This window comes from Mycobacterium sp. NPDC050551 (assembly GCF_040674075.1).
In the GTDB taxonomy this organism is placed as follows: domain Bacteria; phylum Actinomycetota; class Actinomycetes; order Mycobacteriales; family Mycobacteriaceae; genus Mycobacterium.
Genome location: NZ_JBFARC010000002.1, coordinates 447,194 through 467,199, shown reverse-complemented (window position 1 = coordinate 467,199; position 20,006 = coordinate 447,194). Strand labels below are relative to the sequence as shown.

17 protein-coding genes and 1 tRNA gene are annotated in these 20,006 nt (G+C 69.1%); 7 read left to right on the top strand and 11 right to left on the bottom strand.

Going from position 1 to position 20,006, the window contains the following annotated elements:
* The first annotated feature begins 142 nt into the window (after nucleotides 1-142).
* The 4 genes from AB0K11_RS08905 to AB0K11_RS08890 are packed head-to-tail and all read left to right on the top strand — an operon-like array spanning nucleotide 143 to nucleotide 4,740.
* A complete protein-coding gene (locus tag AB0K11_RS08905) occupies nucleotides 143-1,777 on the top strand; it encodes a fatty acyl-AMP ligase (protein ID WP_364974862.1) in 1,635 nt (544 codons plus the stop codon).
* A 56-nt stretch (nucleotides 1,778-1,833) separates the two neighbouring features.
* Nucleotides 1,834-2,796, top strand: a complete 963-nt coding sequence (locus AB0K11_RS08900) for an ATP-binding cassette domain-containing protein (protein WP_364974859.1) — start codon at nucleotides 1,834-1,836, stop codon at nucleotides 2,794-2,796.
* Nucleotides 2,797-2,818: 22 nt separating this feature from the next.
* A complete protein-coding gene (locus AB0K11_RS08895) occupies nucleotides 2,819-3,667 on the top strand; it encodes an ABC transporter permease (RefSeq protein ID WP_364974856.1) in 849 nt (282 codons plus the stop codon).
* Nucleotides 3,668-3,711: 44 nt separating this feature from the next.
* Nucleotides 3,712-4,740 (top strand): 4Fe-4S binding protein, encoded by a 1,029-nt coding sequence (locus AB0K11_RS08890; protein ID WP_364974853.1) that lies wholly within the window; start codon nucleotides 3,712-3,714, stop codon nucleotides 4,738-4,740.
* A 6-nt stretch (nucleotides 4,741-4,746) separates the two neighbouring features.
* Here AB0K11_RS08890 and pth read toward each other — a convergent pair whose 3' ends face one another.
* The 8 genes from pth to AB0K11_RS08850 all read right to left on the bottom strand — a co-directional run bounded on the left by pth (nucleotide 4,747) and on the right by AB0K11_RS08850 (nucleotide 10,831).
* Nucleotides 4,747-5,322: an aminoacyl-tRNA hydrolase gene (pth, locus tag AB0K11_RS08885; protein ID WP_364974850.1), complete on the bottom strand. Its 576-nt coding sequence runs from the start codon at nucleotides 5,320-5,322 to the stop codon at nucleotides 4,747-4,749.
* A gap of 18 nt (nucleotides 5,323-5,340) precedes the next feature.
* The gene (locus tag AB0K11_RS08880) at nucleotides 5,341-6,030 is read right to left on the bottom strand and encodes a 50S ribosomal protein L25/general stress protein Ctc (RefSeq protein WP_364974847.1); all 690 of its coding nucleotides are present in this window, start codon (nucleotides 6,028-6,030) and stop codon (nucleotides 5,341-5,343) included.
* Between the two features lie 154 nt (nucleotides 6,031-6,184).
* Nucleotides 6,185-7,051 carry an oxidoreductase gene (locus AB0K11_RS08875; protein WP_364974844.1) on the bottom strand — a complete coding sequence of 289 codons (867 nt, stop codon included), beginning with the start codon at nucleotides 7,049-7,051 and terminating at the stop codon, nucleotides 6,185-6,187.
* A gap of 38 nt (nucleotides 7,052-7,089) precedes the next feature.
* Nucleotides 7,090-7,761: an LpqN/LpqT family lipoprotein gene (locus AB0K11_RS08870; RefSeq protein WP_364974842.1), complete on the bottom strand. Its 672-nt coding sequence runs from the start codon at nucleotides 7,759-7,761 to the stop codon at nucleotides 7,090-7,092.
* Complete coding sequence (gene arsC / locus AB0K11_RS08865; protein ID WP_364974839.1) at nucleotides 7,758-8,105, bottom strand: arsenate reductase (glutaredoxin); 348 nt, start codon at nucleotides 8,103-8,105, stop codon at nucleotides 7,758-7,760. Before arsC ends, AB0K11_RS08870 begins: the two co-directional genes overlap by 4 nt.
* Entirely contained in the window at nucleotides 8,106-9,086 is a 981-nt protein-coding gene (locus AB0K11_RS08860; RefSeq protein WP_364974836.1) for a ribose-phosphate diphosphokinase, read from the bottom strand.
* Between the two features lie 102 nt (nucleotides 9,087-9,188).
* Nucleotides 9,189-10,673, bottom strand: coding sequence for a bifunctional UDP-N-acetylglucosamine diphosphorylase/glucosamine-1-phosphate N-acetyltransferase GlmU (glmU, locus tag AB0K11_RS08855; protein ID WP_364974834.1), 1,485 nt, complete (start codon nucleotides 10,671-10,673; stop codon nucleotides 9,189-9,191).
* An 86-nt stretch (nucleotides 10,674-10,759) separates the two neighbouring features.
* A tRNA-Gln gene (locus tag AB0K11_RS08850) sits at nucleotides 10,760-10,831 on the bottom strand.
* 94 nt (nucleotides 10,832-10,925) lie between these two features.
* On the opposite strand from AB0K11_RS08850, the gene AB0K11_RS08845 reads away from it, so the two are divergent.
* From AB0K11_RS08845 to AB0K11_RS08835, 3 genes are all read left to right on the top strand, one after another.
* Nucleotides 10,926-11,525 carry a TetR/AcrR family transcriptional regulator gene (locus AB0K11_RS08845; RefSeq protein WP_264012410.1) on the top strand — a complete coding sequence of 200 codons (600 nt, stop codon included), beginning with the start codon at nucleotides 10,926-10,928 and terminating at the stop codon, nucleotides 11,523-11,525.
* A 95-nt stretch (nucleotides 11,526-11,620) separates the two neighbouring features.
* The gene (gene mfd / locus AB0K11_RS08840; protein ID WP_364974832.1) at nucleotides 11,621-15,277 is read left to right on the top strand and encodes a transcription-repair coupling factor; all 3,657 of its coding nucleotides are present in this window, start codon (nucleotides 11,621-11,623) and stop codon (nucleotides 15,275-15,277) included.
* Nucleotides 15,274-16,509 carry a nucleoside triphosphate pyrophosphohydrolase gene (locus AB0K11_RS08835; RefSeq protein WP_364974829.1) on the top strand — a complete coding sequence of 412 codons (1,236 nt, stop codon included), beginning with the start codon at nucleotides 15,274-15,276 and terminating at the stop codon, nucleotides 16,507-16,509. Before mfd ends, AB0K11_RS08835 begins: the two co-directional genes overlap by 4 nt.
* A 72-nt stretch (nucleotides 16,510-16,581) precedes the next feature.
* Here AB0K11_RS08835 and efeB read toward each other — a convergent pair whose 3' ends face one another.
* The 3 genes from efeB to efeU are packed head-to-tail and all read right to left on the bottom strand — an operon-like array spanning nucleotide 16,582 to nucleotide 19,983.
* The gene (gene efeB, locus AB0K11_RS08830; protein WP_364974825.1) at nucleotides 16,582-17,871 is read right to left on the bottom strand and encodes an iron uptake transporter deferrochelatase/peroxidase subunit; all 1,290 of its coding nucleotides are present in this window, start codon (nucleotides 17,869-17,871) and stop codon (nucleotides 16,582-16,584) included.
* Nucleotides 17,872-17,884: 13 nt separating this feature from the next.
* Complete coding sequence (efeO, locus tag AB0K11_RS08825) at nucleotides 17,885-19,024, bottom strand: iron uptake system protein EfeO (RefSeq protein ID WP_364976699.1); 1,140 nt, start codon at nucleotides 19,022-19,024, stop codon at nucleotides 17,885-17,887.
* Between the two features lie 26 nt (nucleotides 19,025-19,050).
* On the bottom strand, nucleotides 19,051-19,983 hold the full coding sequence (gene efeU, locus AB0K11_RS08820; RefSeq protein WP_364974822.1) for an iron uptake transporter permease EfeU: 933 nt from the start codon (nucleotides 19,981-19,983) through the stop codon (nucleotides 19,051-19,053).
* Nucleotides 19,984-20,006 lie beyond the last annotated feature (23 nt).

Genomic DNA, 20,006 nt, shown 5'->3' with positions numbered 1-20,006 from the left:
CTACCGCGCCCGGGTTTTCCAATGCATCACCGTTTCGAGATGAAACCGCTCCTGAATTGTGTATGCGCGCCTGCTCGGCAGCGTCTGCTCACTGGCGGAGCATGAGAATCCGGGCGATGTCGCCGGTCCCGAGGAGGATGTCGTGAGCAGGTTCACCGACAAGATGTACCGCAACGCCCGCACCGTCACCACCGGCATGGTGACCGGCGAGCCGCACGAGCCGGTCCGGCACACCTGGGGTGAGGTGCACGAGCGGGCGCGGCGCATCGCCGGTGGGCTGGCCGCGGCCGGTGTCGGACTGGGCGACGCCGTGGGCGTGCTCGCCGGCTTCCCCGTCGAGATCGCGCCGACCGCGCAGGGGCTGTGGATGCGTGGCGCGAGCCTGACCATGCTGCACCAGCCGACCCCGCGCACCGACCTGGCGCTGTGGGCCGAGGACACCATGATGGTGATCGGCATGATCGAGGCCAAGGCCGTGATCGTGTCCGAGCCGTTCAACGTGGCCATCCCGGTGCTCGAGGAGAAGGGCATCACGGTCCTGACCGTCGCCGAGCTGCTGGCGTCGGAGCCGATCGACCCCGTCGAGGTCGGCGAGGACGACCTGGCGCTGATGCAGCTGACGTCGGGTTCGACGGGGTCGCCCAAGGCCGTGCAGATCACCCACCGCAACATCCACTCGAACGCCGAGGCGATGTTCATCGGCGCCGAGTACGACGTCGAGAAGGACGTCATGGTCAGCTGGCTGCCCTGCTTCCATGACATGGGCATGGTCGGCTTCCTCACCATCCCGATGTACTTCGGCGCCGAGCTGGTCAAGGTCACGCCGATGGACTTCCTGCGCGACACACTGCTGTGGGCCCGGCTGATCGACAAGTACAAGGGCACGATGACGGCCGCGCCGAACTTCGCCTACGCGCTGCTGGCCAAGCGGCTGCGCCGGCAGGCGACGCCCGGCGAGTTCGACCTGTCGACGCTGCGCTTCGCGCTGTCGGGCGCCGAGCCGGTGGAACCGGCCGACGTCGAGGACCTGATCGACGCGGGCAAGCCGTTCGGGTTGCGCGCCGAGGCGATCCTGCCCGCCTACGGCATGGCCGAGACGACGCTGGCGGTGTCGTTCTCCGAATGCGGCGCCGGCCTGGTGGTCGACGAGGTGGACGCCGATCTGCTGGCCGCCCTGCGACGGGCCGTGACCGCCACCAAGGGCAACACCAAGCGGCTGGCCACACTCGGCCCGCTGCTCGAGGGGCTCGAGGCCCGCATCATCGACGAGCAGGGCAACGTGATGCCCGCTCGCGGCGTCGGCGTCATCGAGCTGCGCGGCGAACCGCTGACCCCCGGCTACATCACCATGGGCGGATTCGTCCCCGCGCAGGACGAGCACGGCTGGTACGACACCGGCGACCTCGGCTACCTGACCGAAGAGGGCCACGTCGTGGTCTGCGGCCGCGTCAAGGACGTCATCATCATGGCCGGGCGCAACATCTATCCGACCGACATCGAGCGGGCCGCCGGCCGCGTGGAAGGCGTGCGGCCGGGCTGTGCCGTCGCCGTCCGGCTGGACGCCGGCCATTCGCGTGAGACGTTCGCCGTCGCGGTCGAGTCCAACGCCTGGCAGGACCCGCTCGAGGTGCGCCGCATCGAGCACCAGGTCGCCCACGAGGTGGTGACCGAGGTGGACGTGCGTCCGCGCAACGTCGTGGTACTCGGGCCCGGCACCATCCCGAAGACGCCGTCGGGCAAGCTGCGCCGGGCCAACTCGGTCTCGCTGGTCACCTAACCCTCGGGCCGCCCACGGGTAACGGGGTGTCGGTGATCACCGATACCGTCGTTGACATGACACCGGCCATCGAAGCGATCGACCTGGTGAAGCAGTTCGGGGATCCCGCGGTCGTCCCGCCCGCGGTCGACCACGTCAGCTTCGCCGTCCCGCCGGGCACCGTGCTGGGACTGCTCGGGCCGAACGGCGCGGGCAAGACCACGACGGTCCGCATGATGACCACGCTCACCGAGCCCACCAGCGGGACGGCCCGCGTCGCCGGCTATGACGTGCTGCGGCAACCGGACGCGGTGCGGCGCAACATGGGGCTCACCGGTCAGGTCGCCACCGTCGACGAACTGCTCACCGGCCGCGAGAACATCCGGATGATCGGCGGCCTCTACGGCATCCGGCGCAGGGAGATCACCCGCCTGGGCGATGAACTGCTGGAGCGGTTCTCCATCGCCGACGCCGCCGACAAGGTGGTCAAGTCCTACTCCGGCGGGATGCGTCGCCGCCTCGACCTCGCCGTCAGCCTGCTCGCGTCGCCGCCGGTGCTCTTCCTCGACGAGCCGACCACCGGCCTCGACCCGCGCAGCCGCAGCGATCTGTGGGACGTGCTGCGCGGCCTCGTCGAGCAGGGCACCACGCTGCTGCTCACCACCCAGTACCTGGAGGAGGCGGACCAGCTCGCGGACAACATCGTCGTCGTCGACCGGGGTCGCATCATCGCCGAGGGATCGCCGCTGGAGCTCAAGCGCCAGGCCGGCAATGCGAGCCTGGTGGTCACCGTGACCGAGGCCGACGACCTGGCGGCGGCGCAGGAACTGCTGGCCCGCACCGGCGCCGAGGTGTTCGTCGAGGCCGGGGCCCGCCAGGTCACCGCCTCCGCGGACGGGCTCGACGACGTCATCCGCGTCGCAGGCTGGCTCCGCGACAGCGGCATCGCCGTCGACGACATCGGGCTGTCCCGGCCCAGTCTCGACGACGTCTTCCTGTCGCTGACCGGGCACCGCACCGAAGAGGAGGCCAGCGCATGACCGAGCGAGGAGGAGTCGAGGCATGACAGCCGTCGCATCGCGTACAGAGGTCGAGGCGCAGCGGCCCCTCACGCACCCGACCAACATCGCGCAGCAGTCCTGGATCATGGTCAAGCGCAACATGATCCACACCAAGCGCATGCCGGAGATGCTGAGCGACGTCACCGCGCAGCCCATCATGTTCGTGCTGCTCTTCGCGTTCGTGTTCGGCGCGTCGATCACCGACACCGGCGGCGCGTCCTACCGCGAGTTCCTGCTGCCCGGCATCCTGGCGCAGACCATCGTGTTCTCCGCGTTCGTCGTTGCCTCGGGCATCACCGCCGACGTCGAGAAGGGCATCATCGACCGGTTCCGGTCGCTGCCCATCCACCGGTCGTCGGTCCTGATCGGGCGGAGCGTCGCGAGCCTGGTGCACTCGTCCATCGGGGTCGTGGTGATGGCGGTGACGGGCCTGGCGATCGGCTGGCGGATCCGCGGCGGCGTCGGTGAGGCGGTGCTCGCGTTCGTGCTGCTGCTGGTGTTCGGGTTCGGCATCATCTGGTTCGGCATCCTGGTGGGCTCGCTGATGCGATCGGTGGAGGCCGTCAACGGTGTGATGTTCACCGTGCTCTTCCCGATCACCTTCCTCGCGAACACCTTCGTGCCGACCGGGCCGATGCCGCACTGGTTGCGGGTGATCGCCGAGTGGAATCCGGTGTCGTCGCTGGCGCAGGCGATGCGGGAACTGTGGGGCAACGGGCCGCCTGCGGCGCCCGAAGCTCAGCTGCCGCTGCACCATCCGGTGCTCGCGACGGTGTTGTGGTCGGTGCTGCTGACCGCGATCATCGCGCCCGTCGCGCTGCGCGCCTACGCCCGCCGCACGGGCGGCTGACGGCCCGCCTGGCAGGCTGAGTATTTATCGCTATACTCAGCTTCATGCTGAAGCCCCCTGCGCGGATCGCCGACCATCCGACCGTGCGGGCGGTGCTGGCACGGAAGCGGGAGAAGCCCGGCGCCGTCGACGCCGGCTGGCTGCGCGAGGTGTGTCTGGCCGCGGGCGCCGACGACGTCGCCTTCGCCAGTGTCGCCAACCCGGAGCTGGCCTCGGAGGTCGAGCACGTCGAGGCGGCGCTGCCCGGCGTCAGGAGCTACATCTCGCTGGTGGTGCGGATGAACCGCGACAACGTCCGGTCGACGGCGCGCAGCGTCGCCAACCAGGAGTTCCACCGCAGCGGCGAGATCATCAACGAAGCGGCGCACCGGATCACCCGTGCGCTGGAGGACGCCGGCCACCGGGCGCTCAACCCGTCGGCGACGTTCCCGATGGAGATGGACAAATTCCCCGGCCGCATCTGGGTGGTGGCGCACAAGCCGGTCGCCGTCGCGGCGGGACTGGGCGTGATGGGCATCCACCGCAACGTCATCCACCCGAAGTTCGGCAACTTCATCCTGCTGGCGACGATCCTGCTCGACGCCGAGATCACCGAATACGGCTCGCCGCTGGACTATTCACCGTGCCTGGAGTGCAAACTCTGCGTCGCGGCCTGCCCGGTCGGCGCCATCGGTAAAGACGGCGCCTTCGACTTCGTCGCATGTTCGGTGCACAACTACCGCGAGTTCATGGGCGGCTTCACCGACTGGGCGCAGACCATCGCCGACAGCACCGACGCCGACGACTTCCGCTCGCGCGTCAGCGATTCGGAGAACGCCTCGATGTGGCAGAGCCTGTCGTTCAAGGCCAACTACAAGGCGGCCTACTGCCTCGCCGTGTGTCCGGCGGGCGAAGACGTCATCGAGCCCTACCTCGAGGACCGGAAAGGATTCATGGACCTGGTGCTCAAGCCGTTGCAGGAGAAGCGCGAAACGCTGTACGTGCTCCCGAATTCGGCAGCCAAGGCGCACGCCGAACGACGGTTCCCGCACAAGCCGGTGAAGGTGGTCGACAGCGGGATCCGCGGGCGCTGACAGCCGCTACCAGGCGTGGACGGTGTTCTGCGCCGGCTCGATGCCGTGCAGGAGCAGGAGTTCGGTCGCGTCGGCGGCCTGCTCGCAGATCGTCGGCACCTCGGCGCGCTCGGCGGTGGTGAACGCCTCGAGCACGTAGGCCGCCGCATCCTTGCGTCCGGGCGGGCGGCCGATCCCGACGCGAACGCGCTGGAACCCGTTGCTGCCCAGCGCCGCCGACACCGACTTCAGCCCGTTGTGGCCGGCGACGCCGCCGCCGAACTTGAGCCGGATACGACCGAAGTCGATGTCGAGCTCGTCGTGGATCACCACCACGTCGGCGGGGTCCACCGAGTAGAACTTGGCGAGCGGGCCCACCTGGCGCCCCGACTCGTTCATGTAGCAACGGGGCTTGGCCAGTACCACCGACCGGCCGCCGAGCCGGCCGGTGACGACCTCGGCGCCGGACTTCTTGTGCACCTTGAAGCCCGACCCCATCCGTCCCGCGAGCAGGTCGGCGACCATGAAGCCCACGTTGTGCCGGGTCTTGGCGTAGGTGGGCCCGGGATTGCCCAGGCCCACCACCAGCAGCGGCTCGGCCATGAGAGGTGAGTCGACCGCCTACTCGGCGGATTCGGCCGGGGCCTCGTCGCCCTCGCCGGCCTCGCCCTCGGCCTCCTCGACGGCTTCGACGAACTCCGCGGCCTGCTCGTCGATCGACGCGCCGCCGCCCTCGGACTCGAGGTCCTCGGCGGTGGGCGCGGCCACGACGTTGACCACGAGCGCCTCGGGATCGGTGATCAGGGCGACGCCCTTGGGCAGCTCGATCTGGCCCGCGGTGAACTGGGTGCCTGCCTGGGCGCCCTCCACCGAGACGGTGATCTGCTCGGGGATGGCCTGCACGTCCGACTCGATCTCGATCGTGTTGGCTTCCTGCGTCACCAGGGTGCCGGGGATGGCCTCGCCCTCGATCACGATGTTGACCTCGACGGTCACCTTCTCGCCGCGGCGGACCACCAGCAGGTCGGCGTGCTGGATGTTGCGGCGGATCGGGTGGATCTCCAGCGACTTGGTCAGTGCGAGCTGCTCGGTGCCCTCGATGTCGAGGCTCAGCACCGCGTTGGTGCCGGAGTGCCGCAACACGGCCGCGAAGTCGCGGGCGTCGATCTCGAGGTGCTGAGGATCGGTGCCGTGGCCGTACAGAACGGCCGGGACCTTGCCCTCACGGCGAGCGCGACGCGATGCGCCCTTGCCGGTGGCGGTACGGACCGATGCGGTCAGATTGTTCGAAGAGGCCGACTTCTTGGCCATGTGCGGTGCTCCTGTGCTGGTCGAGGGAATTCATCGCACAGCAGGGGCCGCATCGGTGATGACGCGTGTTCCCGTCGATAACGGTGGCCGACATGCCGGCCGCCCTCGCCGTGACGCTCGCCCAGGGTAGCGCAAGCCGCTGGTCAGAGAGAAATCAGCGGGGAAACGCGGTTCCGGTGAGCTGCTCGGACAGCTCCCACAGGGCTGCTGCGGTGTCCTTGTTGCGGGCCAGCGGGCTTCGTCCGACCGACCGGGTCGGGCCCGTCATCGAGAACCTTGGCCCGACGAAACTGTCGCCCGGGACGTCCTGCGACACCGCATAGAGCGTCTGACGGGCCCCGAAGTCGGCGTCGGTGGCCAACCGGTTGCCGATCGACATCAGCGCATCGCCCAGTTTGCGGCCACTACGGCCCTGCAGGTTCGTCGCGCTGTACCCGGGGTGGGCGGTCACCGCCCGCACAGCGGACCCGGACCGCTGCAAACGGTTCTGGAGTTCGGTGGTGAACAGCAGGTTGGCCAGCTTGGACTGACCGTAGGCCGGCCAGGCGGAGTACGGCCGGGCCTTCCAGTTCAGATCCTTGAGGTTGATGCGGCCGATCCAGTGCATCATCGACGACACCGTGACCACCCGGTCGGTGATCTTGGGCAGCAGCAGGTTGGTCAGTGCGAAGTGGCCGAGGTGATTGGTGCCGATCTGGCTCTCGAAGCCGTCCTTGGTCTGCGCATACGGCGCCGCCATGATGCCGGCGTTGTTCACCAGGACGTCCACCGCGTCGACACCGGCGGCGAACTCCCGCACCGACGCCAGATCCTGCAGGTCGAGCTTGCGGACGGTGACGTCGCCGGTCATGCCCGCAGCCGCCTCGTCGCCCTTGGCGGTGTTGCGGACGGCGAGCACCACCGACGCACCGGCACGTGCCAGCTCGCGGGCGGTGATCAGCCCCAGACCGCTGTTGGAGCCGGTCACGATGACCGTCCTGCCGGTGTAGGAGGGCAATTCGGCAGCGGTCCAACCAGTCATGGCCACCACCCTATAGACGTCGGCTCAGCGGGCCGCGGTCACTTGGGTGCTGCCGGCTTGGGGGCGACGGTGAACCCGGAGATGATGGTCTCGATGTCCTTGCCCTGCGCCTGGGCCTCGTCGGCGAAGCTGGTGACGGTGAGCTGAACCAGGTAGCGCTGGTTGGCCGGTGGCGATCCGGTGGCGATCACGATGCGGTTGTAGCTCTGCATCCGCTGACCGTTGAGGTCGTAGCTGCCCTCGATCATCGACGACGGGAATCCTCGCCAGTTCTTCTCGGAGGCGTTGAGGCGCTTGAAGTTCTCCGACAGCTCCGCATCACCCGTGCCGTGCTTGACCGCCTCGGCGGCGTCGAAGTCTCCCTTGAGCTCCAACACCACCAGCATCGCGATCGGGTAGGTGTCGCCCTTGGCGATGGTGCGGGTGCCGGGCTCGAAGTTGGGATTGGTGTAGGGCTTCCAGCCCGGGGGCGTCGGCAGCGTGACCGTGAGGTCCGGCAGCCGGTCGGGGGCCACCGGTTTGCCCTCGACCCCGATGCCCGCCAGGTACTGCGACAGCGGCACCGGCGCCTCGGTGCTCGTCGGGGCCGCCGAGGTGGTGCTCGTCGTCGACCAGACCGCTTCGTAGTCAGGGGTTTCCGCGCCGCAGCCGACGGCGGCGACGGTGATCAGCGCGAGCGTTGCCGCCACGCAGCGGCGGCGGGCGGTCACAGAATCTCGCGCACCGTGTCGATCGGCCGGGCCAGCCGGGTGCCTTTCGCGGTGACGACGAAGGGCCGCTCGATGAGGATCGGGTGCTCGGCGAGGGCGTCGAGTAGTTCCTCGTCGGTCGCGTCGGCCAGATTCAGCTCACCGTAGAGCGATTCGCGCTTGCGCACCGCTGCGCGCACCTCGATGCCCGCATCGCGGATCAGTGCGGCCAGCTCGTCGCGTGACGGCGGCGTCTTCAGGTACTGCACGATCGTCGGCTCGATGCCGTTGTCCCGCAACAGATCCAGCGTCTTACGCGACGTGCTGCACCGCGGGTTGTGATAGACGGTGGCGGTCTGCGCCATCTAGGCCGACCCGTCGAACAGGCTGGTCACCGAACCGTTGTCGAACACCGCGCGGATGGTGTTCGCCAGCAGCGGTGCGATCGAGAGCACCGTCAGCTGGGGGAACTGCTTGTCCTCGCCGATCGGCAGGGTGTTGGTGACGATGACCTCGCGGGCACCGGAGTCAGCCAGCCGCTCGCGCGCAGGATCGGACAGCACACCGTGGGTCGCCGCGATGATCACGTCGCCCGCACCGTCCTGCTTGAGCAGCTTCACCGCGCCGGCGATGGTGCCGCCGGTGTCGATCATGTCGTCGGTCAGCACGCAGGTCTTGCCGCGCACGTCGCCGACCACGCGGTTGGACACCACCTGGTTCGGCACCAGTGGATCCCTGGTCTTGTGGATGAAGGCCAGCGGGACGCCGCCCAGCGCGTCGGCCCACTTCTCCGCCACGCGGACGCGGCCGGAGTCGGGGGAGACCACCACCATGTCGTGGTTGGCGTAGTTCTCGGCGATGTACCCGGTCAGCAGCTTCTGCGCCCGCATGTGGTCGACCGGCCCGTCGAAGAAGCCCTGGATCTGGTCGGTGTGCAGATCGACGGTGAGGATCCGGTTCGCGCCCGCGGTCTTGAGCAGATCGGCCACGAGCCGGGCCGAGATCGGTTCACGTCCGCGGTGCTTCTTGTCCTGCCGGGCGTACGGGTAGAACGGCAGGATCGCCGTGATCCGCTTGGCGCTGCCGCGCTTGAGCGCGTCGATCATCAGCAGCTGTTCCATCAGCCACGTGTTGAGCGGCGCGGGATGGGACTGCAGCACGAAGGCGTCGCAGCCACGCACGGACTCGTCGAAGCGGACGAAGATCTCGCCGTTGGCGAAGTCACGCGCGGTCTGCGCGGTGACCGGGGTGTCGAGCTCCTTGGCCACCTGCTCGGCGAGTTCGGGATGCGCGCGGCCCGAGAAGAGCATCAGGTTCTTGCGGTTGTCGGTCCACTCGGTGCCCACTGTGCGCCTCTGCCGGTCGGGGGTCGATGTCGGCCCAATCGTACGTAGCGGTCCTGCAGATGCGCTGCCGGGTTGCCGGATCGCCAACAGAAGGGGTCGAGATCACGACCCCTGGGCGTCGTCCTGTCGGTCGGCGGCGCGCTCGGCGGCCTCGTGTGCTGCGGCCGCGGCGTCGGCGGCGGCCGATCCCGGCCGTTTGCGGATCACCCAGCCCTCGATGTTGCGCTGCGGGCCCGCCGACACCGCGAGCGCACCCGGCGGCACGTCCTCGCGGACCACGGTGCCCGCGCCGGTGTAGGCGCCGTCGCCCACGGTGACCGGCGCGACGAACATGGTGTCCGAGCCGGTCCGCACGTGCGAACCGATGGTGGTGCGGCTCTTGTTCTCGCCGTCGTAGTTGACGAACACGCTGGACGCGCCGATGTTGGTGTTCTCACCGATGTCGGCGTCACCGACGTAGGTGAGGTGGGGCACCTTGGTGCCCGCGCCCAGGGTGGCGTTCTTGGTCTCGACGAACGCGCCGAGCTTGCCCGCTGCGCCGAGCACGGTGCCGGGCCGCAGATAGCTGAAGGGTCCGACGGTCGCGCCCGATCCGATGGCCGCCTGCGAACCGTGGGTGCGCACCACCGATGCCGCGTCGCCGACGGTGACGTCGGCCAGGGTGGTGTCCGGGCCGATCTGGCAGCGGCCGCCCACGCTGGTGGCGCCGAGCAGCTGGGTGCCCGGCTGGATGACGGTGTCCCGGCCGATGGTCACGTCGACGTCGATCCACGTGGTGGCGGGGTCGACGACGGTCACGCCGGCCCGCTGGTGGGTGGCCACGATGCGGCGGTTCAGCTCGGCGCCCAGCGCGGCCAGCTGGACGCGGTCGTTGATGCCCGCGACCAGGGCGCTGTCGTCGACGTGGCGGGCCCGCACCACCAGGCCGTCCTGCCGCAGGATCGAGACGACGTCGGTGAGGTAGAGCTCGTGCTGGGCGTTGTCTGACCGCAGCCGGCGCAGTGCCGAACGCAGGGCGCCGATGTCGAAGGCGTACACACCGGCGTTGACCTCGCGGATCGCCAGCTGCGACGGGCTGGCGTCGGACTGCTCGACGATGCGGGTGACCTCGTGGTCCTGGGTGCGCAGCACCCGGCCGTAACCGGTGGGGTCGGGCAGCGTGGTGGTCAGCACGGTGGCCGCGGCGGCCTCCGTGCTGTGGGCGGACAGCAGGTCGGCGAGGGTGTCGGCGTCCAGCAGCGGCACGTCCCCCGAGGTGATGACGACGACGCCGGCGAACTCGTCGGGCAGTGCCGACAGCCCACAGTCGGCGGCGTGGCCGGTGCCGAGCTGCTGGTCCTGTACGGCGATGTCGACCGGACGACCGAGGTCCTCGGCCAGCGCGGTGACCGCAGGCGCGATCCGGTCGCGGTCGTGGCCGAGGATGACGACGAGGTGCTGCGGGGCGACCTTGGCGATGGTGTGCAGGACGTGGGAGAGCATGCTGCGCCCGCCGAGGGTGTGCAGCACCTTGGGGGTGTCGGACCGCATGCGGGTGCCCGCGCCCGCTGCCAGCACCAGCACCGCGGCTTCGCCGTGCACCGTCATCGCCGTCCCCTCTTCTCGCGAAAGCGGATGTCTGTCGGTCGACACGTCGCTCGTCGCGCCGTTCGCACGCCCGCCGCCGAGAATTGTTCCGTCGCCAGGACTCGAACCTGAACTATCTGAACCAAAATCAGAGGTGCTGCCGATTACACCACGACGGAAAGATCACCTGGAGACTCTAGTCGACACAGGCCAGCGGCTACCCTGAGCATCGTGGCAGCACCCGACAAGGAAGTGCGTGCACCCCGCGCCCGGATGACCGGCAGTGAGCGGCGCCAGCAACTCATCGAGATCGCGAAGTCGCTGTTCGCTGCGCGTGGCTACGAGGGCACCTCCATCGAGGAGATCGCGCAGCGGGCGAACGTCTCCAAGCCGGTGGTCTACGAACACTTCGGCGGCAAGGAGGGCCTGTACGCGGTCGTCGTCGACCGGGAGATGTCCGCACTGCTCGACGGCATCACCTCCTCGCTGACCAACAACCGCTCCCGTGTGCGCGTCGAACGGGTCGCCCTGGCGCTGCTGACCTACGTCGAGGAGCGCACCGACGGGTTCCGCATCCTGATCCGCGACTCGCCGGCCGCGATCACGTCGGGCACCTACTCGACCTTGCTCAACGACGCGGTGAACCAGGTGAGCTCGATCCTGGCCGGTGACTTCTCCCGCCGCGGCCTCGATCCCGAGTTGGCGCCGCTGTACGCACAGGCACTCGTCGGCTCGGTGTCGATGACGGCCCAGTGGTGGCTGGACACACGGGAACCGAAGAAGGAAGTCGTCGCCGCGCACCTGGTGAACCTGATGTGGAACGGCCTGACCCATCTCGAGGCCGACCCCAGGCTGCAGGACGACGAGGGGTAGCGACACCACGCTGCCGCCGGCGAGTTGACACCCGTCGAAACGGGGTAGGTGCACGGACAACGTGCCCGACGGGCGTTGCCTAGGATGGATGCATCATGACCTCTTCGGGGCCCACCCATGTCGAAACCCCGATCGCGGGGCTCATCTCGTTGGCGTTGCGCGATCCGGCGCTCGCCGACCTCACCCGCCGCGCGGCCGAACGGCCCGAGCGGCTCGCCGTGGTCGGTCCGGCCAGTGCCCGGGTGCTGGTGGCGGCGGCGCTGGCGCAGGACGGCCCGCTGCTGGTGGTTTCCGCGACGGGCCGCGAGGCCGACGACCTGACCGCAGAACTGCGCGGCTATCTCGGGGACGCCGCCGCCCTGTTCCCCTCGTGGGAGACGCTGCCCCACGAACGGCTGTCACCAGGGGTGGACACTGTCGGCGCGCGAATGATGCTGCTGCGCCGGCTGACCCACCCGGACGACGCCCGGCTCGGCCCGCCGCTGCGGATCGTGGTGACGACGACGCGGTCGCTGGTGCAGCCGATGGCGCCCGGCCTCGCCGAGGTGGAGCCGGTGACGTTGACCGTCGGCGCCGAGCTCGACTTCGAGGGACTGGTGGCCCGGCTGGTCGACCTGGCCTACAGCCGGGTGGACATGGTCGCGCGGCGCGGCGAGTTCGCGGTGCGCGGCGGCATCCTCGACCTCTTCCCGCCCACCGCCGAACATCCGGTGCGCGTCGAGTTCTGGGGCGACGAGGTCTCGGAGATGCGGATGTTCGCCGTCGCCGACCAGCGATCGATCCCTGACATCGACGTCGACGCGGTGATCGCCGTGCCGTGCCGCGAACTGCTGATGACCGCGGATGTCCGCGAACGGGCCGCCAAGATCGCCGCTGACCATCCCCGCCTGGAGAACGCGGTGCCCGGAGGCGTGCCCGACATGCTGGCCAAGCTCGCGGAGGGCATCCCCGTCGACGGCATGGAGGCGCTGCTGCCGGTGCTGCGGCCCGGCGAGCTCTCCTCGCTGGCCGATCACCTGCCCGCGGGCACGCCGGTACTGGTGTGCGACCCGGAAAAGGTGCGCACTCGCGCGGCCGACCTGATCAAGACGGGCCGGGAGTTCCTGGAGGCGTCGTGGTCGACGGCGGCGGTCGGCGGTGACGCGCCGATCGACCTGGAGGAACTCGGCGCGTCGGGGTTCCTGCAGCTCGAGGACGTGGCCGAGGGCGCCCGGGCGGGTGGCCATCCCTGGTGGACGCTGAGCCAGCTGTCCGACGAGTCGGCGATCGCGCTGGACGTCCGGTCGGCGCCATCGGCCCGGCAGCACTCGACGGTCAGCGAGATCTTCGCGATGCTGCGCGCTCATGTGGCGACCGGTGGTCACGCCGCGATCGTCACCCCCGGCACCGGCACCGCCCACCGGGTGTGCGAACAGCTCGCCGATGCCGACACTCCCGCGGGGATGCTCGAACCCGGTGCGGAGCCGAAGGCCGGCGTGGTCGGCGTGCTCCGGGGTCCGCTGCACGACGGCGTCGTCCTCCCGGGGTCGAACCTGGTCATCATCACCGAGACCGACCTGACCGGTAACCGCGTCACCGCGCCGGAGGGCAAGCGGCTGGCCGCCAAGCGCCGCAACGTCGTCGACCCGCTGGCACTCACCGCAGGCGATCTCGTGGTGCACGACCAGCACGGCATCGGCCGGTTCGTCGAGATGACCGAGCGGGTGGTGGGCGGGGCGCGCCGCGAGTACCTGGTGCTCGAGTACGCATCGAGCAAGCGCGGCGGTGGGTCGGACCGGCTCTATGTGCCGATGGACTCCCTGGACCAGCTGTCCCGATACGTGGGTGGCGAGGCGCCGTCGCTGTCCAAGCTGGGTGGCAGCGACTGGGCGAACACCAAGACCAAGGCCCGTCGGGCGGTGCGCGAGATCGCCGGCGAACTGGTGTCGCTCTACGCCAAGCGGCAGGCCGCGCCCGGTTATGCGTTCGGCCCGGACACCCCGTGGCAGGCCGAGATGGAGGACGCGTTCGGCTTCACCGAGACGATCGACCAGTTGACCGCGATCACCGAGGTCAAGTCCGACATGCAGAAGCCGGTGCCGATGGACCGGGTGATCTGCGGCGACGTCGGCTACGGCAAGACCGAGATCGCGGTGCGCGCCGCGTTCAAGGCCGTGCAGGACGGCAAGCAGGTCGCCGTGCTGGTGCCCACGACGCTGCTCGCCGACCAGCACCTGCAGACGTTCACCACGCGGATGGCGGGGTTCCCCGTGACGGTCAAGGGACTGTCCCGGTTCACCGACCCGGCCGAGTCCCGGGCGGTGCTCGAGGGCATGAAGGACGGGTCGGTCGACATCGTGATCGGCACCCACCGGTTGCTGCAGACCGGGGTGACGTGGAAGGACCTCGGCCTCGTGGTCGTGGACGAGGAGCAGCGCTTCGGCGTCGAGCACAAGGAGCACATCAAGTCGATGCGCACCTTCGTCGACGTGCTGACGATGAGCGCCACCCCGATCCCGCGCACGCTGGAGATGAGCCTGGCGGGCATCCGCGAGATGTCGACGATCCTCACCCCGCCCGAGGAGCGCTACCCGGTGCTGACCTACGTCGGTCCGCAGGACGACAAGCAGGTCGCGGCGGCCTTGCGGCGCGAACTGCTGCGCGACGGTCAGGCGTTCTACATCCACAACCGGGTCCGCACGATCGACCAGGCCGCCGCGCGGGTGCAGGCGCTGGTGCCCGAGGCGCGGGTGGTGGTGGCCCACGGCCAGATGCCGGAGGAGGCGCTCGAGCGCACGGTCGAGGGCTTCTGGAACCGCGAGTACGACATCCTGGTCTGCACGACGATCGTGGAGACCGGGCTCGACATCTCCAACGCCAACACGCTGATCGTGGAGCGGGCCGACACCTTCGGTCTGTCGCAGCTGCACCAGCTGAGGGGCCGGGTGGGTCGCAGCCGGGAACGCGGTTACGCCTACTTCCTGTACCCGCCGGAGATGCCGCTGACCGAGACCGCCTACGACCGGCTGGCCACCATCGCGCAGAACAACGAACTCGGCGCAGGCATGGCGGTGGCGATGAAGGACCTCGAGATCCGCGGCGCGGGCAACGTGCTGGGCGCCGAGCAGTCCGGACACGTCGCCGGGGTCGGGTTCGACCTCTACGTCCGGCTCGTCGGCGAGGCGGTGGAGGCCTACCGGGCCGCCGCCGACGGCAAAACCGTTGCCACAGCGGAAGAGCCGAAGGACGTCCGGATCGACCTCGCGGTCGACGCGCATCTGCCACCGGACTACATCGCCAGTGACCGGCTGCGACTGGAGGCCTACCGGCGGCTCGCGGCGGTGCACGACGACGCCGGGGTGGACGCGGTGATCGACGAGCTGGTCGACCGGTACGGGCCGCTGCCGGAGCCGGCGCTGCGATTGGTCGCGATGGCGCGGCTGCGCCTGCTGTGCCGCGAGTACGGCGTCACCGAGGTCAGCGGAGTCTCAGGGTCGACGGTGAAGGTGTCGCCACTGGAGTTGCCCGATTCGGCGCAGCTGCGACTGAAACGGCTGTATCCCTCGGCGTCCTACCGGGCGACGACCGCGACGGTGCAGGTCCCGATACCGCGGGCCGGTACCGGGGTCGGCTCGCCGCGGATCCGCGACCTCGAACTGGTGGCGATGGTCGCCGGCTTGATATTGACGCTTAGCGGGAATGCTGTGACGGATGTTGATATAACCAAATTCGGAGGTGGCCCGGCCATGACTGACAGACGGCAGACGCCATGACAGTCGTGCTGGTCGATCCCCGCCGACCCGCTCTGGTCCCGATCGCGGCCATCGAGATGCTCGCCGGAGACGTGCAGTACACCGAGGAGATGCCGATCGCGGTGCCGTGGTCGCTACCCGCGGCACGGCCGGCCTACGACGGCGAGGACGCGCCGGTGCTGCTGTCGTCGGATCCCGAGCATCCGGCGGTCCGGGCGCGCCTGGCTGCGGGTGACCGGCTGATCGCTGCGCCGGAAGCGCAGTCGGGCGAACGACTGGTCGACGCCGTCGCCATGATGGACAAGCTGCGCACGGCGGGGCCGTGGGAGAGCGAACAGACCCACGACTCGCTGCGGCGCTACCTGCTCGAGGAGACCTACGAGCTGTTCGACGCGGTGCACAGCGGCAACGCCGACGAACTCCGCGAGGAACTCGGAGATGTGTTGCTGCAGGTGCTCTTTCACGCCCGGATCGCCGAGGATGCCCCGGAACATCCGTTCACGATCGACGACGTCGCCGACTCGCTGGTGCGCAAGCTCGGCAACCGGGTGCCCGCGGTGCTGGCGGGCGAGTCGATCTCGCTGGACGAGCAGCTCGCGCAGTGGGAGGAACGCAAGGCCCAGGAGCACGCGGTCAGGTCGCGCAGGTCGTCGATGGACGACGTGCCGACCGGTCAGCCGGCGCTGGCGTTGACGCAGAAGGTGATCGCCCGGGTCACGCAGGCGGGACTGCCTGCCGACCTGATCCCCGTCTCACTCACCGCCGTGACGATCTCGGCCGATGCCGACGCCGAGAACGACTTGCGCACAGCGACTCTGCGATTCATGGACACGGTGCGGCGGGTGGAGAGGGACATCGCCGCGGGCCGCCGCGGCGAGGATGTGCCCGAGGAGCTCGACATCGCGGCGCTCGGTGCGGTGAGCGAGGACGAATGGCGGGCGTACTGGCCGTCGGACACCGCGCCGGACGTGGATGTCACCACCGATGCTGCCACCTCCGATGTGGACGACGCCGTCGATGCGGATGACACTGCCGACGAAGACGTTGCGGACGACGACATAGCGCACGACGAGGCAGAGCCGGAGGTCGAGATGGACACCGAACCCGCACCGGACCGGATCCCGGAGCCGTTACCGGTCGAGGTGCCCGAGCCCGGCCCGGTCGAGGTGCCCGAGCCGTCACCGGTCGACGTGCCCGAGCCCGCACCGGCCGATTCGCCTGCCGCCGACGAGGTGAGCACCGCCGAGCGCTGACTCGCCGAATGTGAAGTGGTGGCGAGAATCGGCGCCGAATGTCGCCGTGGTTTCACACTCAGCGCGCAGCGCTCAGGCGAACAGGGTCGAGCCCCAGTAGGCCGACTCGTCGCGCTCGCGCAGTCCGGGCGGGCAGGCGAAGATCGCCGTCCCGGTGTGGGTGATGTACTCGTTCATCGCATCCTTGCGCGACATCTCCGCCTGCATCGGGATGAACTGGGTGATGGGATCGCGGACGAAGGCGATGAAGAACAGCCCGGCGTCGAGGTGCCCGAAGCCGTCGGTGCCGTCGGTGAAGTTGTAACCGCGGCGCAGGATCTCGATGCCGCCGAGGTTCTCCGGTGAGACCAGGCGCACGTGCGCGTCGACGTCGATCAGCGGCGCTTCCTTGTCGTCGCGCAGGTCGAAGTCGAGCTCCTCGAACTCGTCGGTGAGCCCGTTGGGGGCACCGCTGCCCTTCTGCCGGCCGATCACCCGTTCCTGCTCGAGCAGTGTCGTGCGGTCCCAGTTCTCGATGCGCATCCGGATCCGCCGGGTGACGAGGTACGACCCGCCGGTGAGCCAGTCCGGGCCGTCGCCGTCGGCCACCCACACGAACTCGTTGATCTTGTCGGTTTCCTCGGCCTTGAGATTGGCCGTTCCGTCCTTGAAGCCGAACAGGTTTCGCGGTGTCGCCTGATCCTGGGTGGTGGAGCTGGTGCGTCCGAAGCCGAGCTGCGCGTAGCGCACCGCGACCGTGCCGAAGCCGACGCGCGCGAGGTTGCGGACGGCGTGGAACGCGACCTGCGGGTCGTTCGCGCACGCCTGGATGCAGATGTCGCCGTAGCTCTTGTTCGGGTCCATCGTCTCGTTCGGGAACTTCGGCAGCTTCGCGAGCTGTTTCGGCAGCTTGTCGGCGATGCCGAACCGGTCCTTGCCGTCCTTGCGGAAGAACGACGGGCCGAACCCGACGGTGAGCGTCAGCTGCGATGGGGGCAGGCCGAGTGCCTCACCGGTGTCCGGCGGTGGGGCATAGGGGTTGTGGTCGACGGCGCCGCCTGCAACGGTCTCCTCACCGCGGGCCATCCGCTCGGCCATCTCGGTCCACTGCTTGAGCAGCGCGACGACGTCCTCGCGGCGGTCGGTGGTGACGTCGAAGACGACGAAGTTCATCCGATCCTGCTGCGCGGTCACGATGCCCGCTTGATGCTCGCCCCGGAATTCGACCGGACTCTGCAGCCCGGCGGTCGACGTGCTTGCCGCTGAGGCACGGCCGGCCAGCGCACCCGCGCTGGCCGCACCGACGACAGCCGCCGTCACCCCCGCCGCGCCGAACAGCTTGCGCCGGGAGAGCCCGGCGTTCTGCTGCTCGGCCTGCGGCACGGGCGTTTCGGGATTACTTCTGGGCGACGACACCTTGGACCTGGCTGACTTCCTTGCTCAGCGCGTCGATCGCGCGCGACAACTCCTGACGCTGCGGCTCGGTCACCTTGTCGTAGGAGACGAAGCCGTCACCCTCACGGTACTTCTCGAGCAGCGCCTCGACGTCCTCGAAGCGCTGGTCGACGCGTTTGCCCAGTTCGGCGTCCTTCTCGTCGAGGATCGGCCGCACCGAGGACACCGCGGTCTGCGAACCCTGCAGGTTGGCGTTGAAGTCCCACAGGTCGGTGTGGCTGAAGATGTCCTCTTCGCCGCTGATCTTGCTGATCGCGATCTCGTCGAGCAGACCCTGCGCGCCACCGGCGATCTGGGTCGAATCGATCGAGTAGTCAGGGGCTTTGACGCCGTCGTTGAGTTCCTTGACGTCGGCGATCAGCTGGTCGCCGAGCTTGTCGGTCTCGGGGGTGAGACCGGTGACCCACAGCGCCTTCTCGATGGCGTGGAAGCCGGTCCACTTCTGGCCCTCTTCGAGATCGGCCTCGCGGAGGTCGATGCGCGGGTCGAGGTCGTTGGGGAACGACTCGGCGACGGGCTCGATCCGCTCGAAGTAGGTGCGGGAGGTGGGGAACTGCGCCTTGGCCGACGCGACGTCGCGGGCCTTGACCGCGGCGACGAACGCCTCGACGGCGGGCACCAGGGCCTCGGCCTGGCTGTTGACGTACCGCTTGTAGCTGTCCGCGGCTTCCTTGAACTTGCCCTCGGTGTCGATCTGGACGGCCTCACCGGAGACCGTGAAGTCGTTGCGGATGCCGTCGCCGACCATCCCCGGGCGGCACGACGTCTGGTAGGTGCCGGGCTCGGTCAGCTGGACGATGAGCTTGCGCTGCAGCCCCGGGGAGATGTTCTCCACCTCGCCCATCACCCGGTCGCCCTCGCCGTACACGTAGAACTCGGTGACCTTGTTGCCGTTGTTGGTGACGACGAAGGTGCTCGGGCCGGTCGAGGCCTCGGTGCCGGAGAGCTTGCACTCGCTGTCGGAGGCCTCGACGGTGATGTCGCTCGCGCCGTTGCCGCCGCCTGCGGTGTCGGTGCCCTCGTCCTTGACTTGGCAGCTGGTCAGCGAGACGCCGGCCAGCAGGGCGGCGACGGCGGCCATACCGGCTCTGGCTCCGGGGAGATTGTTCACGTGGTGGACCTTTCGGACGGGGTTTGGGACGGCAGAGAACTCGGGGAGTCGGCGGGTGCGGCGGCCGGCTTGGCGCTGGTGACCGGCCACAGGAACGCGATCAGCACCGTCACCAGGTAGGCCAGCCACAGCAACAGCTGCAGCCACGTCGGTGACGGGGTGATGTTGAAGACGCCCTGGATGACCTCGCCGTACCAGGCCGACCAGTTGAACGACGCGCTGACGTCGAACGCGCGCGAGCCCAGTCCGGGCAGCCAGCCGACGGTCTGCAGCGCCCCGATGCCGTAGGACAGGATCCCGGCGGCGACGACGATCAGGAACACGCCCGTGTACTTGAAGAACTTGGCCAGGTTGATCCGGACCGCGCCGGCGTACATGCCGTAGGCGATGGCCGCGGCGATCAGGACGCCGATGATCAGTCCGAGGAGTGGCCAGGCGGTCTCGGCCTCGGCGAAGCCGACCATGAACAGCGCGGTCTCGACGCCCTCACGCCCGACGGCCAGGAAGGCCAGCGCCGTCACCGCGAATGCGCCGGCTTCCAGCGCGCGGGTCATCCCGGTGCGCAGCTCGCCGGACAGCCCGGCGGCGGCCTTCTTCATCCACAGCACCATGGTGGTGACGATGCCCACCGCCACCAGCGACGCCACGCCGGCGATCGCCTCGGCGCCGAGGCCGGTGATCGTGTATGCGGAGAATTGAATGGCGAGGAACACGACGATCGTCATCGCGATTGCTGCGCCCACGCCCAGCCACACCCATTTCAGGGCGTCGCGGCGGTCGGACTTGACGAGGAACGCGACCAGAATGGACACCACGATTGCGGCTTCCAGGCCTTCGCGGAGACCGATCAGACCGCTGCCGAACAGCTGCGATGTCACGTTGGGGGCGGCGGCGTGGATACTGGCCGGAAATCCCGCGAACGCAGTCATCGACGCAACCTCGCTTCAGGAAA